The following is a 16653-nucleotide window of genomic DNA, read 5'->3' on the forward strand; positions in this document are numbered from 1 at the left end:
GCATTCCCCTGGGTGATGGGCGGAGAATAGCCGGGCGCGGCGTGATGAGCGGTAGTGCCGGCCGCTGGCCGGCACCCCGTTTCCGCATCAGCCCTGGTGGTATACCTCGGCGCCGGCGGCACGGAACTCCTCCGACTTCTCCTTCATGCCCGCCTCGGCGTAGTCGCGCACATCCTGGGTGATCTTCATCGAACAGAAGTGCGGGCCGCACATCGAGCAGAAGTGCGCCAGCTTGTGCGCATCCTTCGGCAGCGTCTCGTCATGGAACTCCTTGGCCTTCTCCGGATCCAGGCCCAGGTGGAACTGGTCTTCCCAGCGGAACTCGAAGCGCGCCTTGCTCAGCGCGTTGTCGCGCACCTGCGCGCCCGGATGGCCCTTGGCCAGGTCGGCCGCATGCGCGGCGATGCGGTAGGCCATGATGCCGTCACGCACGTCCTGGCGATTGGGCAGGCCGAGGTGCTCCTTCGGCGTCACGTAGCAGAGCATCGCCGTGCCGAACCAACCAATCATCGCCGCACCGATCGCGCTGGTGATGTGGTCGTAGCCTGGCGCGATATCGGTGGTCAACGGCCCCAGCGTATAGAACGGCGCTTCGCCGCACTCGCGCAGCTGCTTGTCCATGTTCTCCTTGATCAGCTGCATCGGCACGTGGCCGGGGCCTTCGATCATGGTCTGCACGTCGTGCTTCCAGGCGATCTTCGTCAGCTCGCCCAGCGTTTCCAGCTCACCGAACTGCGCGGCATCGTTGGCGTCGGCGATGCAGCCCGGGCGCAGGCCGTCGCCCAGCGAGAAGGTCACGTCGTAGGCCTTCATGATCTCGCAGATGTCTTCGAAGTGCGTGTAGAGGAAGTTCTCCTTGTGGTGTGCCAGGCACCACTTGGCCATGATCGAACCACCGCGGCTGACGATGCCGGTCACCCGCTTGGCGGTGAGCGGCACGTAGCGCAGCAGCACGCCGGCATGGATGGTGAAGTAGTCCACGCCCTGTTCCGCCTGCTCGATCAGCGTGTCGCGGAAAATCTCCCAGGTAAGCGCTTCGGCGCGGCCGTCGACCTTTTCCAGCGCCTGGTAGATCGGCACGGTACCGATCGCCACCGGCGAATTGCGGATGATCCATTCGCGGGTCTCGTGGATGTGCTTGCCGGTGGACAGGTCCATCACCGTGTCACCGCCCCAGCGGATCGCCCACACCAGCTTCTCCACTTCCTCGGCAATGCCCGAGGAAACCGCACTGTTGCCGATGTTGGCATTGATCTTGGTCAGGAAATTGCGACCGATGATCATCGGCTCGCTTTCCGGATGATTGATGTTGTTGGGCAGCACCGCACGGCCGCGCGCGATCTCGTCACGTACGAACTCGGGGGTGATGATCTTCTGGATCGACGCGCCGAACGCCTCGCCTGGATGCTGCTGCAGCAGGCCCGCATCGCGGATGGCGTCCAGCCGCTGGTTCTCGCGGATGGCGACGAATTCCATTTCCGGCGTGATGATGCCGCGGCGCGCGTAGTGCATCTGGGTGACATTGGCGCCTGCGCGGGCACGGCGCGGCAGGCTGCGCGCGGGGAAGCGCACGGCATCGAGCCTGGGGTCATGCTCGCGATCGCGACCGAACGACGAGCTCAGGCCATCGAGCTGTTCGGTATCGCCGCGTTCCTCCACCCAGCTCCGGCGCAGCGCCGGCAGGCCCGAAGACAGGTCGATGCGCACGTCCGGATCGGTGTACGGGCCGGACGTGTCATAGACCGTGACCGGCGCATTCTCTTCGCCACCGAACAGCGTCGGGGTGCGGGTCAACGCGATCTCGCGCATCGGCACCTGCAGATCCGGGCGCGAACCGGGCACGTGGATCTTGCGCGAGCCGGGAATGGGCCGGGTCACGGATTCGGAGAGTTGCTGGGCCTGTTGCTGCAGGGCGGAGAGCTGTGCGTTCATCGGGCATCGTCCAGGGAGGTCAGGGACGAAGCGGCGGCGCACTGCGAACGCGCGCGGACGGTCCTTGGGCGGCGTCCGGGCACGGCGGCACTGCAAAGCTTCCCTACGCCGGTATGAGCCGGATCAGGTTCCAAGGGACTGTCTCAACCGTGACCAACTGTGGCCGCGGTACCCCCGCTTCTTGTCGTGCATTAGAGCATAGACCGCCCGCCTCCGGCGTTGCCTGCGGGGTCAGCTCCGTTTTCCTGCGGGAAGCGGATCTGCCCCTGATCGCTACCCGTTAACAGAACCATGACGTCGCGTTCAGTAACGTGCACGCCCATCGTGTTCGCTGCGACCGATGCTTCCCTCGCCGCCCCTGCGGCCCCTGCCCGGTCCGTGCTGCACGCCGCCGGCCCCCCGCTGCAAGCTCTGCTCGCTCCCCTCAATCCCCTTGATCGGAGAAGCTCCTTCATGGTGTTTCGCGTTTCCATCGCACTGGTCCTGCTGCTGGTGCTGCTCGCCGGCATCGCCCCCGGCCCCTTCAACGCTGTGGTGCAGAGCATCCTCGGCGAACTCATCCGTGGCATCGGCTGGCTCTACCTGCTGGTGGTGTTCCTGGCCCTGGTGTTCCTGATGTACCTGGCCTTTGGCCGCTTCGGCAATCTGCGCATCGGCGGCGAAGACGCCGAGCCGGAGTTCTCGCGGGCCAGCTGGATGTCGATGCTGTTCGCCGCCGGCATGGGCATCGGCCTGGTGTTCTGGGGCGCTGCCGAGCCCATTTCGCACTTCAGCAAGCCACCGGAGGGACTGGCGCCGGAGAGCATGGACGCTGCGCGTGCGTCGATGCGCTACGCGTTCTTCCATTGGGGCCTGCACCCCTGGGCGATCTACGCGTTGATCGGCCTGGCAATGGCCTGGTTCCAGTTCAACCGCAATGGTCGGGGCCTGGTCAGTGACATGCTGCAGCCGATCATTGGCCGCCACCACCGCGGCTGGATCGGCCGCGTGGTCAACATCGCCGCTGTCGTCGCCACCGCGATCGGCGTCGCCACCACGCTGGGTTTCGGCACCATCCAGATCGCCGCGGGCATGGAGCGCGTATTCGGCCTGCACGCCGGCCCCACGCTGCAGCTGGTGATCATCGCAGTGGCCTTCGTGCTGTACATGGCCTCCACGCTCAGCGGTGTCGACCGCGGCGTCAAATGGCTGTCCAACTTCAACCTGGCCCTGGCGGCCGTGCTGTTGCTGCTGGTGCTGGTGCTGGGCCCGACCGGCGCGATCTTCAACACGTTCACCACCACGCTCGGCTCCTACCTCAACCAGCTGGTGACGATGAGCCTGCGCATGTCGCCGTTCTCATCCAGCACCTGGGTGGCCGACTGGACGATCTTCTACTGGGCCTGGTGGATTTCCTGGGCGCCGTTCGTCGGTTCGTTCATCGCGCGCATTTCGCGCGGGCGCAGCGTGCGCGAGTTCGTGATCGGCGTGGTGCTGGCCCCGACGCTGCTGGGCTTCTTCTGGTTCTCGGTGTTCGGCGGCACCGCAATCTGGATGCAGATCTTCGGCCAGGCCGACCTGGTGCAGGCACTGGGCAATGGCTACGAGACGGTGCTGTTCACGATGTTCGACAGCATGCCGCTGCCGTTGCTGCTGTCGTGCATCGCGCTGGTGCTGTTGATGATCTTCTTCGTGACGTCGGCCGACTCGGCAGTACTGGTGCTGGCCAGCATGTCCACCGATGAAGCCGGTGACCCACCGTCCAAGCGCAAGCTGGCCTGGGGTGTGGGCGTGGCGCTGATTGCCGGTGCACTGCTGCTGGCCGGTGGACTGGATGCGCTGCAGGGCATGATCACGATCGCGGCGTTGCCGTTCGCGCTGCTGATGGTGCTGGTGATGGTGTCGCTGTACCGGGTGCTGGACCAGGAATACACGCGTGAGCGACGCCAGGCGCAGCGTCAGCGGCACATGATCGATGCGTGGATCGCACGCGAGATGGCGGCGCAGGAGGAGACGCAGGCGGAGGCCGCGCGCGCGCAGGATCGGGATTGAGGGGGTTTTGCAGCCTGCGGCTGCACCGCCTTTCTCAAGCAACGGCAACAGCAACTTCAAAAGCGGCTCCGGGTTTCTGCTGGTTGGGTGGGGCGGTGTGGGTGGGCAGGACACGCAGTGAACCATCCATGGGGGCTCGATGGCACCATCCATGGCGCCAACGGTCCTGCCCACCCACACCGCCCCACCCCCGACAGTTTCCCGGTAACGGTTGGTTTTCCACGCTTTGCGTGGAAGATGTGTATCGGAAAACGAGAAGGGGTCGGATCCGTTTTCCTGCGGAAAACGGATCCGACCCCAACCATCAGCACGCGGCTGTTGCTGTTGCTTTTGATCTTCTTTTTTCTTCCTGCGGTGGCGGCCGCAGAAAACTGTCAGAGGCCGGGTGGGTGGGCTGGGCGGGGGTGTCCGCCGCATGGATGCGGCTGCCAAGCCTACAAGGACGCACTTGCGGCGTCCCCCGAACAGCCTACCCACCCGGCCCAACAAGCTATTCCGCTTCTGAAGCCACCGCAGAGGGGGCTCAACCCGTTGGCCGGGAAACCTCAATACCCCGCCGCCTGCCCGTCCTTGCGGCTCTCCGAAGCCCCGTAGTAAACCCCGGTCTCGGGATCGCGCATGATCGCCTGGTACCCGCCATACGGACCATCGGCGAACACGATGCGATGCCCCTTGCGCATCAGCGCACGCACGGTTTCATACGGGAAGCCGGTTTCCAGGTTCACTTCACCACCGTCGGTCATCGCCGTGGCCTGCCCGGTCGGCTCGGTCGAACCTTCATGCTGGATCCGCGGTGCGTCGCCGGCCTCCTGCAGGTTCATGCCGAAGTCGACCAGGTTCATCACGATCTGCGCGTGACCCTGCGGCTGCATCGCGCCGCCCATCACGCCGAAGCTGGCATACGGCTTGCCGCCCTTGGTGATGAAGGCCGGGATGATGGTCTGGAACGGGCGCTTGCCCGGGGCATAGCCGTTGGGATGGTTCTTCTGCAGCACGAACATCTCGCCACGATCCTGCAGGATGAAGCCCAGCCCTGGCGGCGCCATGCCGCTGCCCATGCCGCGGTAGTTGGACTGGATCAGTGACACCATCATGCCGTCGGCGTCGGCCACGGTCATGTAGATCGTGTCGCCCTCCTCCAGCTGCTTCGGCGTGCCCGGCTGTACTTCCTTCAACGCCTTGTCCATCGAGATCAGCGCGCGGCGCTGCGCGGCGTATTCCTTGGAGATCAGCTTCTGCACCGGCGCCGGCTGGAACGCCATGTCGGCATAGAAGCGCGCACGGTCGGCGAAGGCCAGCTTCTTCGCTTCAACGAACAGGTGCACGTGCTCAGGTGAGCCGAACGGGATCTTCGAGAAATCGTAGCCTTCCAGCACGTTGAGGATCTGCAGCGCAGCGATGCCCTGGCTGTTCGGCGGCAGCTCCCAGACGTCGTAGCCACGGTAGTTGCTGCTGACCGGCTCGACCCATTCACCCTGGTGGTCGGCCATGTCCTGGTAGCTCAGGTAGCCGCCATTGGCCTTGAAGTAATCGCCGATGGTGCGGGCGATGTCGCCCTTGTAGAAGGCGTCGCGCCCACCGTCGGCAATCTTCTGCAGCGTGCTGGCCAGGTTCGGGTTCTTCCACATCTCGCCCTTGCGCGGGGCGTGGCCGTTGATCGTGAACTGCTCCTTGAAGCCCGGGTACCGCGACAGCTTCGGCACCGAGCGGTCCCAGTAGTAGGCGATCACTTCGGCCACCGGGTGGCCTTCGCGGGCGTAACGGATGGCCGGCGCCAGGTTGTCGGCCATCGGCTTGCGGCCGAAGCGGCCGTGCAGGGCAAACCAGCCGTCGACGGCACCGGGCACCGACACCGGCAACGGGCCGGTGGCCGGGATGTCCTTCAGGCCACGGCGCTGGAACTCGGCCAGGGTGAGCGACTTCGGCGAGCGGCCCGATCCGTTGTAGCCATAGAGCTTCTGTGTCTTCGGGTCCCAGACGATGGCGAACAGGTCGCCGCCGATGCCATTGCCGGTCGGCTCCATCAGGCCAAGCGCCGCGTTGGCGGCAATCGCCGCGTCCACCGCCGAACCACCCCCCTTCATCACGTCCAGCGCGATCTGGGTGGCCAGCGGCTGCGAGGTGGCGGCCATCGCATGCGGGGCGATCACCTCCGAACGGGTGGCGAAGGTGTGGCCGGTGATGCGGTCGGCGGCGAGGGACAATGCGGGCACGGCGGCCAGCACGGCGGCGGCCAGCAGGGATCGGGCAAGGCGTCGGGACACGGTCGGGTTCCGATGGAAGGGTGATCCCCTGATCTTCGCCGCTGCGACCTCCCTGCGGTATCGGGCAGAGGTCATGGACGTTGATCCCGGGGTGGATGCAGACCAAGGCAGAAAGCCGCCGGATTCCGCGCAAAAACCGCCCTGAAAGGAGTGAATTCGGGTTCACCGAAACACTTTCAGCGGCAACCATCCTTGCGCCACAAGCGATTGCGCCGGATGCAGCCGAAACCTTGAAAAATTCTGCCGCGAGGGTTGACACCGCCAAAACGGCTGTGTTTCTCTCGATCACATGTTGCATCACAACACGCCACCGCGAATCCACATCGAAGCCGCCGCCACCGGCGCCGCCTCGCTGCGTTCGATTCTTGTGCTCGTACTTATTACCCAACCAACAGGTGCGGGACGAGCCAGCGTGTAAGCAGCAGATACACCGGAACTCATCAAAACCCGCACCCGCCCCGGTGCGGGTTTTTTCATTTCAGGACCTGGTTTCAGACGCAACCACCATGAACACCGCCAACGTCAACACCTGGAGCAGCACCACCACGACACCTCGCGGTGGCTGTGCCTGTGCGGCGCATGGTGCCTCCTCCACCGCTTTCCCCTGACCGGCCGGTACGTCACCTCGACGACCGGCCGTTCTTTTTTCTTCCCACCGCAAGGAACCTCCCCCATGAGCACCAACGACCTGCCCCAGACCAAGATCGCCGTCATCGGCTACGGCAGCCAGGGCCGCGCCCACGCACTGAACCTGCGCGAATCCGGCTTCGACGTGGTGGTAGGCCTGCGTCCGGGCGGCCCGACCGAGGTCAAGGCACAGGCCGATGGCTTCACCGTGAAAGCACCGGCGGATGCGGTGAAGGATGCCGACCTGGTCGCCGTGCTGACGCCGGACATGGTGCAGAAGAAGCTCTACGACGACGTGCTGGCGCCGAACATGAAACAGGGTGCGGTGCTATTGTTCGCGCACGGCCTGAACGTGCACTTCGACATGATCAGGCCGCGCGAGGACCTGGACGTGGTGCTGGTTGCGCCAAAGGGCCCGGGCGCGCTGGTGCGCCGCGAGTACGAGATCGGCCGTGGCGTGCCCTGCATCTGGGCGGTCTACCAGGACAAGAGCGGCAAGGCCGCCGAGTACGCACTGGCCTATGCGACCGGCCTCGGCGGTGCACGCGCCAACCTGATCCAGACCACCTTCAAGGAAGAGACCGAGACCGACCTGTTCGGCGAGCAGGCGGTGCTGTGCGGCGGCGCCTCGGCGCTGGTGCAGGCCGGTTTCGAGACCCTGGTGGAAGCGGGCTACCAGCCGGAGATCGCCTACTACGAAGTGCTGCACGAACTGAAGCTGATCGTCGACCTGTTCTACGAAGGTGGCATCTCGCGCATGCTGGAATTCATCTCTGAAACCGCGCAGTACGGCGACTACGTCAGCGGCCCGCGGGTGATCGACGCCAGCACCAAGGCGCGCATGAAGGAAGTGCTGAAGGACATCCAGGACGGTACCTTCACCAAGAACTGGGTGGCCGAGTACGAAGCGGGCCTGCCGAACTACAACCGGTTCAAGCAGGCCGACCTGGAGCACCCGATCGAGAAGGTGGGCAAGGAACTGCGCGCCAAGATGGTCTGGTTGCAAGGACAGGCCGCGTAACCGCGCGGCCCTCCCCCACCCGCTTTGCAAGGTTCCCCCATGAACTCTTCCACACACCGCAGCGCGCCGCCCAACGGCGCGCGCTGGCTGACCCAGGCGCTGGAAGCCGAAGGCGTCCGCACGCTGTTCGGCTATCCCGGCGGCACCATCATGCCGTTCTACGACGCGCTGGTGGATTCGTCGCTGAAGCACATCCTGGTGCGCCACGAGCAGGGTGCCGCACTGGCGGCGAATGGCTTCGCCCGCGCCAGTGGCCAGGTCGGCGTCTGCGTGGCCACCTCCGGCCCCGGCGCCTCGAACCTGGTGACCGGCATTGCCGATGCGATGCTGGATTCGGTACCGATGGTCTGCATCACCGGCCAGGTCGGCACGCCGCTGCTGGGCACCGACGCCTTCCAGGAACTGGATGTGTTCGGCCTGACGATGCCGATCGTCAAGCACAGCTGGCTGGTGCGCAGCGTCGATGACCTGCCGCGCGTGGTGGCCGATGCGTTCCGCATTGCCCGTGAGGGTCGCCCCGGCCCGGTGCTGATCGACCTGCCCAAGGATGTGCAGTTGGCCGATGCCAGCCATCTGCCGGCGCATGTGCCCAGCGGCGTCGAACCGCCGCCGGCACCGGCCGAGGCGGCCATCGCCGAGGCCATTGCCGCGCTGGCCGCGGCCGAGAAGCCGGTGGTCTATGCCGGTGGCGGCATCGCACTGGGCGATGCGGTGCAGGACCTGCGCGACTTCGTCGAAGCCAGCGCCATCCCCACCGTGATGACGCTGCGCGGGCTGGGCGGGCTGCCGGCCAGCCATCCGCAGTCGCTGGGCATGCTGGGCATGCACGGTACCCGCGCGGCCAACATGGCGGTGCAGGAAAGCGACCTGCTGCTGGTGCTGGGCGCACGCTTCGATGACCGTGCCACTGGCAAGCTGGCCGAGTTCGCACCGTTCGCCCGCGTCGTCCATATCGATGCCGACGCCTACGAGATCTCCAAGCTGCGCAGTGCCGATATCGCCGTGCCCGGCAACGTCGGCCATGCCATCCGTGCCCTGCGTGCGGCCTTCCCCTCCCCCAAGGCCCATCAGGATGCATGGCGCAAGCGCTGTGCACAGCACCGCGATCGCTTCGCCGCGCGCTACGACGCACCGGGCCAGCACATCTACGCCCCCGCACTGCTGAAGCGCCTGAGCGAACTGGCGCCGGCCGATGCGGTGATCGCCTGCGATGTCGGCCAGCACCAGATGTGGGTCGCGCAGCACTGCCGCTTCAACCACCCGCGCAACCACCTGACCAGTGGCGCGCTGGGCACCATGGGCTTTGGCCTGCCAGCGGCGATGGGCGCGCAGTTTGCGTGCCCGGAACGTACCGTGGTGCTGGTGTCCGGCGATGGCAGCTTCATGATGAACGTGCAGGAGCTGGCCACCATCGCGCGCTGCCGCCTGCCGGTGAAGATCGTGCTGCTGGACAACAGTTCGCTGGGCATGGTGCGGCAGTGGCAGGAGCTGTTCTTCGCCGAGCGCTACAGCGAGATCGACCTGTCCGACAACCCCGACTTCGTCGCGCTGGCGCAGGTGTTCGGCATCGCCGCGACCCGCATCGACGCACGCGACGACGTCGAGGGCGGCCTGGCCGCGCTGCTGGCCGAGCCGGGCCCGGCGCTGCTGCACGTGGCCATCGACGCGCGCGCCAACGTGTGGCCGCTGGTGCCGCCGAACACCGCCAACAGCACGATGCTGGAAAGCAACCCCGCCCACGCCCGCCAGGAGACCCCCAATGCACTACCGGCTTGACCTGGTGCTGCACCCGGCCGAAGGCGCGCTGCTGCGCGTGATCGGCATGGCCGAACGCCGCGGCTTCGCGCCGCGCGCGATCAGCGGTGCGCCGGTGGCCGCCGACGATGGCCGCTGGCACCTGCAGCTGGTGGTGGATGGCCAGCGCCCGGCGGAAACGCTGTGCCGCCAGATCGAGAAGATCTACGACTGCGTGTCCGTGCAGGTCACGGCCGTGGAAGGAGCAGCCCCATGAACACCCGTACCGTAGCGACCACGGTGCCGGTACGGAGGCGTCTTCTTTGTCGTCCGTGCCCGCATGCGGCGGTCCTCCGCACCGCGCTGGTGGCCCATGCCGGCCGCTGACACCAACCAGGAAAGCGATGTCGGCGACGTAAGCGTTGCCGACGTCCTGGCAGCGCAGGCCCGCCTGCGCCGCTTCCTGCCGCCCACCCCGCTGCACCATGCCGAGCGCTTCGGCACCTGGCTGAAGCTGGAGAACCTGCAGCGCACCGGTTCCTACAAGGTACGCGGCGCCCTGAACGCGCTGCTGGCCGGCCGCGAGCGCGGTGACACCCGGCCGGTGATCTGCGCCTCGGCCGGCAACCACGCCCAGGGCGTGGCATGGGCCGCCTACCGCCTGGACGTGCCGGCCATCACCGTGATGCCGCATGGCGCACCGGCCACCAAGATCGCCGGCGTCGCCCACTGGGGCGCCACCGTGCGCCAGCATGGCACCAGCTACGACGAGGCCTACGCCTTCGCCGTCGAACTGGCACAACGCCATGGTTATCGCTTCCTGTCGGCTTTCGACGACGCCGACGTGATCGCCGGCCAGGGCACCGTCGGCATCGAGCTGGCCGCGCACGCGCCGGACGTGGTGATCGTGCCGATCGGCGGCGGCGGGCTGGCTTCCGGCGTTGCACTGGCGCTGAAATCACAGGGCGTGCGCGTGGTCGGCGCGCAGGTGGAAGGCGTTGATTCGATGGCACGCGCGATCCGCGGCGACGTGCGCGAGATCGCCCCCGTCGCCTCGCTGGCCGACGGCGTGCGGGTCAAGATTCCCGGTTTCCTCACCCGCCGCCTGTGCACCTCACTGCTGGATGACGTGGTGATCGTGCGCGAGGCCGAGCTGCGCGAAACCCTGGTCCGGCTGGCACTGGAAGAACACATCATCGCCGAGGGCGCCGGCGCGCTGGCGCTGGCCGCAGGCCGCCGCGTGGCCGGCCGCCGCAAGTGCGCGGTGGTATCCGGCGGCAACATCGATGCCGGCGTCCTGGCCGGCCTGCTCACCGACATCCGTCCGCGCCCGCCGCGCAAACCGCGGCGACGGCGCAGCGAGACCCCGCGCTCGCCGACCAGGGCCAGCGCCCTCGCCTCCCCCGCCTCTTCCCCTTCCCCCCTGCAAGCCGTCGCACCCGCTGTCGAGGAGATTTCCCTGTGACCACCATCGAACGAATTACCACCCCGCGCATCCGCATCTTCGACACCACCCTGCGTGACGGCGAGCAGTCCCCCGGCTGCAGCATGAGCCCGCCGCAGAAGCTGGTGATGGCGCGTGCGCTGGACGAACTGGGCGTGGACATCATCGAGACCGGCTTCCCGGCCAGCTCGCAGTCCGACCGCGAGGCGATGGCCCTGATCGGCCGCGAACTGCGCCGCCCGAGCCTGAGCCTGGCGGTGCTGTCGCGCTGCCTGCAGGCCGACATCGAGACCTCGGCACGTGCACTGGAAGCGGCGGCCAACCCGCGCCTGCACGTGTTCCTGTCAACCAGCCCGCTGCACCGCGAGCACAAGCTGCGGATGACCCGCGAGCAGGTATTGGAGTCGGTACGCAAGCATGTATCGCTGGCACGCTCATACATCGACGATGTCGAATTCTCGGCCGAGGATGCCACCCGCACCGAGCTGGACTACCTGATCGAAGTCTCGCGCGTGGCCATTGCCGCCGGCGCCACCACCATCAACCTGCCCGACACCGTCGGCTTCACCACGCCGGAAGAGATCCGCGCGATGTTCCAGCAGGTCATCGCTGGCGTCGCCGACGTGCCGAACGCCGCCAATGTGATCTTCAGCGCGCACTGCCACAATGACCTGGGCCTGGCCGTGGCCAACTCGCTGGCTGCCATCGAAGGCGGCGCACGCCAGGTCGAGTGCACCATCAATGGCATCGGCGAACGTGCAGGCAACTGTTCGCTGGAAGAAATCGCGATGGTGCTGAAGGTGCGCCAGGCCTTCTACGAACAGGACAGTTCGATCAACACGCCGCGCATCGTCGGCACCTCGCAGCTGCTGCAGCGCCTGGTCGGCATGCCGGTGCAGCGCAACAAGGCCATCGTCGGCGCCAATGCGTTCGCCCACGAATCGGGCATCCACCAGCACGGCATGCTGCGCCATCGCGGCACCTACGAAATCATGCGTCCGGAAGACGTCGGCTGGGAGGATTCGCAGATGGTGCTGGGCCGCCACAGCGGCCGCGCCGCCGTCGAAGCGCGCCTGCGTGCGCTGGGCTTCTGGCTGGACGAAGACGAACTGAAGCTGGTGTTCGAGCAGTTCAAGGGCCTGTGCGAACAGCAGCGCGTGGTGACCGACGCCGACCTGCAGGCGCTGATGCAGGGTGGCTCCAACGCACAGGGCTACCGGCTGGCCTCGATGACCATCAGCGATGTCGGCAGCCGCGCCAACGCGCTGGTCGAACTGTCCGACCCGGACGGCAATCGCGTGGCTGAGACCGCGCAGGGCGATGGCCCGGTCGATGCGCTGTTTGGCGCACTGTCGGCCGCCACTGGCGTGCAGCTGATGCTGGACAGCTACCACGTGCACAGCGTCGGCATCGGCGCCGATGCGCGCGGTGAAGCCAATCTGAGCGTGCGCCACGAAGGCGTGGAGTACGACGGCACCGGTACCAGCAAGGACATCATCGAGGCCTCCGCACTGGCGTGGCTGGACGTGGCCAACCGCCTGCTGCGCCAGCGCCAGGCCGCCACCCACAGCGGCACCGACGTTCCCGCTTCCGCCACCGCCTGAGGAACCCACCATGAGCGCCTTCGACACCCCCACCCCGGCCAGCGCCGCTGGCCAGCAGTGGAACGCCCAGGACTATGCGATCGATGCCGGCTTCGTGCCGCTGCTGGGTGGCGCGGTATCGCGCCTGCTCGACCCGCGCGCCGGTGAACGCATCCTCGACCTGGGCTGTGGCGATGGCGTGCTCAGCACCGAGCTGGCCCTCAGCGGCGCCCGCATCCACGGCGTGGATGCCTCGCCGGAACTGGTCATCGCCGCCCGTGCCCGCGGTGTCGACGCCCAGGTGATGGATGGGCACGCGCTGTCCTTCGACGGCGAATTCGATGCCGTGTTCAGCAATGCCGCACTGCATTGGATGACCACGCCGGACCGCGTGCTGGAAGGCGTGCGCCGCGCGCTGCGCCCCGGCGGGCGCTTCGTCGCCGAGTTCGGCGGCCATGGCAACGTGGCCACGATCATCGCCGCAGTGCAGGCCGCGCGTGCAGCGCATGGCCATGGTGCCAGCACGTTCCAGTGGTACTTCCCCACGGCCGACGCCTACGCCGACCGCCTGCGCCAGCATGGCTTCCACGTGCAGCTGATCGAATGCACGCCGCGCCCGACCGCGCTGCCGACCGGCGTGGCCGGCTGGCTGCGGGTTTTCGCTGCGCCGCTGCTCGACGATCTGCCGGCCGAGGCCCGTGCGACCGTGCGCGAAGCCGCCAGCGCGCTGCTGGCCGACCTGCCGCGCAATGCCGCCGGCCAGCCGCTGGCCGACTACGTCCGGCTGCGCGTGCTCGCACGCCGCCGCTGACCGGCCTCTTTCATCTACATTCCCGATGTCCGCTCCTTCGTACTTCTGCCAGGCATACGCATGACCTCCGCACCCCGCACCCTGTACGACAAACTGTGGGACGCCCACGTGGTCGTCCCCGAATCCGACAGCGCGCCCGCCGTGCTGTACATCGACCTGCACCTGATCCACGAGGTGACCTCACCGCAGGCGTTCACCGAGCTGCGCGCGCGTGGCCTGTCGCCGCGCCGCCCGGATCGCACCAAGGCCACGATGGACCATTCCACGCCGACGTTGCCTGCCGCCGCCGACGGCTCGCTGCCCTACGCCAGCGCCGCCGCCGAAGCACAGGTCGCCACTCTGGCGCGCAACTGTGCCGAGTACGGCATCGAACTGTTCGACATGGCTTCTGACAACCGCGGCATCGTCCACGTGATCGCGCCGGAACAGGGTTTCACCCAGCCCGGCATGACCATCGTCTGCGGCGACAGCCACACCTCCACCCACGGCGCGTTCGGTTCGCTGGCGTTCGGCATCGGCACCAGCGAAGTCGGCCACGTGCTGGCCACCCAGTGCCTGCTACAGCGCAAGGCCAAGACCCTGGCAATCACCGTTGACGGTGCGCTGGCGCCGGGGGTCGGCGCCAAGGACGTGGTGCTGCACATCATCGGCGTGATCGGCGTCAACGGCGGCACCGGCCATGTGATCGAGTTCCGTGGCAGCACCATCGAAGCGATGGACATGGAACAGCGCATGACCCTGTGCAACATGTCGATCGAGGCCGGTGCACGCGCCGGCATGGTGGCGCCGGACCAGGTCACCTTCGACTTCGTCGCCAACACGCCGCGCGGTCCCAAGGGTGCCGACTTCGAGGCCGCGGTGTCGCGCTGGCAGCAGCTGCGCAGTGATGAGGGTGCACGCTTCGACAGCGAAGTGCACATCGACGCGGCCGACATCCGTCCGACCCTGACCTGGGGCACTCATCCAGGTACCGCCATCGCGGTCGATGCGCCGATCCCGGCAGCCAACGATGCCGCCGCACAGAAGGGCCTGGACTACATGCACTTCCAGCCCGGCAGGGCACTGGCCGGTACGCCGGTGGACGTGGTGTTCGTCGGTTCCTGCACCAACGGTCGCCTGAGCGACATGCGCGAAGTCGCGCAGGTGCTGCGCGGCCGTCGTGTCGCCGAGCGGGTACGCATGCTGGTGGTGCCGGGCTCGGAGATCGTCAAGCGCGAAGCTGAAGCCGAAGGCATCGACGAGATCGTGCGCGCCGCCGGTGCCGAGTGGCGCGAGCCGGGCTGCTCGATGTGCATCGCCATGAACGGCGACCTGGTGGCGCCCGGCCAGCTGGCCGTGAGCACCAGCAACCGCAATTTCGAAGGCCGCCAGGGCCCCGGTTCGCGCACGCTGCTGGCCTCGCCGATGAGCGCGGCATGGGCCGCGGTGAACGGGCATGTTGCCGATACCCGCGAACTGTTCGCACAGGAGGTGGCGTAATGGCCGGTTTCCGTACCCTGACCTCGGCCAGCGTGGTGCTGCGCCAGACCAACATCGACACCGACCAGATCATCCCGGCGCGGTTCCTGTCCACCACCGAACGCGCCGGCCTGGGCCGCAACGCGTTCAATGACTGGCGCTGGCAGGCCGACGGTTCGCCGGTGGCCGACTTCGCCTTCAACCAGCCGCACAACGCCGGCCGCAGCATCCTGCTGGCGGGGCGCAACTTCGGCTGCGGCTCGTCGCGTGAGCATGCCCCCTGGGCGCTGACCGACCTGGGCCTGCGCGCCATTGTCAGCAGCGAGATCGCCGATATCTTCCGCGGCAATTCACTGAAGAACGGCCTGCTGCCGATCGTGCTGGACGAAGCCGACGTGCAGGCGCTGATGCAGCGCCCCGACGACGAACTGACCATCGACGTGGCCGCGCGCGAGCTGCGCACGCCTGACGGCCGCGTCTATTCCTTCCCGCTGGATGGCTTCTCGCAGACCTGCCTGCTGGAAGGCGTCGACCAGTTGGGGTATCTGTTGGGCCGTGTCCCTGAAATCGAACGCTACGAGAGTGAGCATGCACGCTGAAATTGTTGTCCTGCCCGGTGATGGCATCGGTCCGGAAGTGGCCGCCGCGGCAGTCGCCGTCCTGAAGTCCGTCGCCGACCGCTTCAACCACACCTTCACCTTCAGCGAACACGACATTGGTGGCATCGCCATCGACCGCCACGGCGAACCGCTGCCGGCGTCGACCCTGGCCGCCTGCCAGGCCGCCAACGCGGTACTGCTGGGCGCCGTCGGCGGTCCGAAGTGGTCCGACCCCAATGCCAAGGTGCGCCCGGAACAGGGCCTGCTGGCGATCCGCAAGGCGCTGGGCCTGTACGCCAACCTGCGCCCGGTGCGTACCCACGACGCCGCGCTGCACGCCTCGCCGATCAAGGCCGAGCTGCTGCAGGGCGTTGACTTCGTGGTGGTGCGCGAACTGACCGGCGGCATCTACTTCGGCGACAAGACCCGCGACGCCGACAGCGCCAGCGACCTGTGCCGCTACACCGTGGCCGAGATCGAGCGCGTGCTGCGCAGCGCCTTCCGCCTGGCCCAGCAGCGCCGCGGCAAGGTCACCTCGGTGGACAAGGCCAACGTGCTGGAAACCTCGCGCCTGTGGCGTGACGTGGCCGCGCGCATCGGCCGCGAGGAGTTCCCGGACGTGGCGCTGGAGCACCAGCTGGTCGATTCGATGGCCATGCACCTGCTGGCCAAGCCGCGCGAGTACGACGTGATCGTCACCGAGAACATGTTCGGCGACATCCTCACCGACGAAGCTTCGATGCTGGCAGGTTCGCTGGGCCTGCTGCCGTCGGCCTCGCTGGGCGAGCCGGGTGCGGTCGGCATCTACGAACCGATCCATGGTTCGGCGCCGGATATCGCCGGCAAGGGCATCGCCAATCCTTACGCGACGATCTTCAGCGCCGCGATGCTGCTGCGCCATTCGCTGGGGCTGGAAGACGAAGCCGCAGCGGTGGAAGCGGCGGTGCACGCGGTGCTGGACGACGGCGTGTTCACCGCTGATCTGGCGGCCAAGGGCCAGGCGGTGAGCACCGCCGCCGCGACCGATGCGGTGCTGGCGAAGCTGGGCTGACCCATCCGGTAATACCTGTAGCGTCAAACCGTGCTCGACTCATGCAACAGCAGTCGGGCATGTCTCGACGCTACAGATATGCCGCGGCCACGCCCTGC

13 protein-coding genes and 1 riboswitch are annotated in these 16653 nt (G+C 67.2%); of the genes, 11 read left to right on the plus strand and 2 right to left on the minus strand.

What is annotated here, in order from left to right; translation table 11 throughout:
* Window positions 1-87 precede the first annotated feature (87 nt).
* Complete coding sequence (gene thiC, locus LRM18_RS12285; protein ID WP_049466619.1) at window positions 88-1932, minus strand: phosphomethylpyrimidine synthase ThiC; 1845 nt, start codon at window positions 1930-1932, stop codon at window positions 88-90.
* Between the two features lie 82 nt (window positions 1933-2014).
* A riboswitch (TPP riboswitch) is annotated at window positions 2015-2118 on the minus strand.
* Between the two features lie 267 nt (window positions 2119-2385).
* Here thiC and LRM18_RS12290 point away from each other — a divergent pair.
* Entirely contained in the window at window positions 2386-3963 is a 1578-nt protein-coding gene (locus tag LRM18_RS12290) for a BCCT family transporter (RefSeq protein ID WP_049466615.1), read from the plus strand.
* Window positions 3964-4508: 545 nt separating this feature from the next.
* Here the strand turns inward: LRM18_RS12290 and ggt are convergent.
* Entirely contained in the window at window positions 4509-6227 is a 1719-nt protein-coding gene (gene ggt / locus LRM18_RS12295; protein WP_182067969.1) for a gamma-glutamyltransferase, read from the minus strand.
* A 95-nt stretch (window positions 6228-6322) separates the two neighbouring features.
* On the opposite strand from ggt, the gene LRM18_RS12300 reads away from it, so the two are divergent.
* From LRM18_RS12300 to leuB, 10 genes are all read left to right on the plus strand, one after another.
* Complete coding sequence (locus LRM18_RS12300) at window positions 6323-6835, plus strand: hypothetical protein (protein WP_270954723.1); 513 nt, start codon at window positions 6323-6325, stop codon at window positions 6833-6835.
* A gap of 65 nt (window positions 6836-6900) precedes the next feature.
* Complete coding sequence (ilvC, locus tag LRM18_RS12305; RefSeq protein ID WP_270954724.1) at window positions 6901-7875, plus strand: ketol-acid reductoisomerase; 975 nt, start codon at window positions 6901-6903, stop codon at window positions 7873-7875.
* A 39-nt stretch (window positions 7876-7914) separates the two neighbouring features.
* Window positions 7915-9651: an acetolactate synthase 2 catalytic subunit gene (gene ilvG, locus LRM18_RS12310; protein ID WP_270954725.1), complete on the plus strand. Its 1737-nt coding sequence runs from the start codon at window positions 7915-7917 to the stop codon at window positions 9649-9651.
* Complete coding sequence (locus tag LRM18_RS12315; RefSeq protein ID WP_049469921.1) at window positions 9635-9886, plus strand: ACT domain-containing protein; 252 nt, start codon at window positions 9635-9637, stop codon at window positions 9884-9886. The genes ilvG and LRM18_RS12315 overlap by 17 nt, the downstream gene beginning before the upstream one ends.
* A gap of 96 nt (window positions 9887-9982) precedes the next feature.
* Entirely contained in the window at window positions 9983-11074 is a 1092-nt protein-coding gene (locus LRM18_RS12320; RefSeq protein WP_049469924.1) for a threonine dehydratase, read from the plus strand.
* On the plus strand, window positions 11071-12657 hold the full coding sequence (locus LRM18_RS12325; RefSeq protein ID WP_053461333.1) for a 2-isopropylmalate synthase: 1587 nt from the start codon (window positions 11071-11073) through the stop codon (window positions 12655-12657). The genes LRM18_RS12320 and LRM18_RS12325 overlap by 4 nt, the downstream gene beginning before the upstream one ends.
* Window positions 12658-12667: 10 nt before the next feature.
* Complete coding sequence (locus LRM18_RS12330) at window positions 12668-13447, plus strand: class I SAM-dependent methyltransferase (protein ID WP_064239146.1); 780 nt, start codon at window positions 12668-12670, stop codon at window positions 13445-13447.
* Window positions 13448-13507: 60 nt separating this feature from the next.
* Window positions 13508-14926, plus strand: a complete 1419-nt coding sequence (leuC, locus tag LRM18_RS12335; protein WP_049469937.1) for a 3-isopropylmalate dehydratase large subunit — start codon at window positions 13508-13510, stop codon at window positions 14924-14926.
* Entirely contained in the window at window positions 14926-15504 is a 579-nt protein-coding gene (gene leuD / locus LRM18_RS12340; protein ID WP_005410953.1) for a 3-isopropylmalate dehydratase small subunit, read from the plus strand. The genes leuC and leuD overlap by 1 nt, the downstream gene beginning before the upstream one ends.
* Window positions 15494-16555, plus strand: a complete 1062-nt coding sequence (leuB, locus tag LRM18_RS12345; protein WP_270954726.1) for a 3-isopropylmalate dehydrogenase — start codon at window positions 15494-15496, stop codon at window positions 16553-16555. Before leuD ends, leuB begins: the two co-directional genes overlap by 11 nt.
* The last annotated feature ends 98 nt before the right edge of the window (window positions 16556-16653 follow it).

The organism is Stenotrophomonas sp. PI_27, from assembly GCF_027854495.1.
Lineage (GTDB): Bacteria > Pseudomonadota > Gammaproteobacteria > Xanthomonadales > Xanthomonadaceae > Stenotrophomonas > Stenotrophomonas pavanii.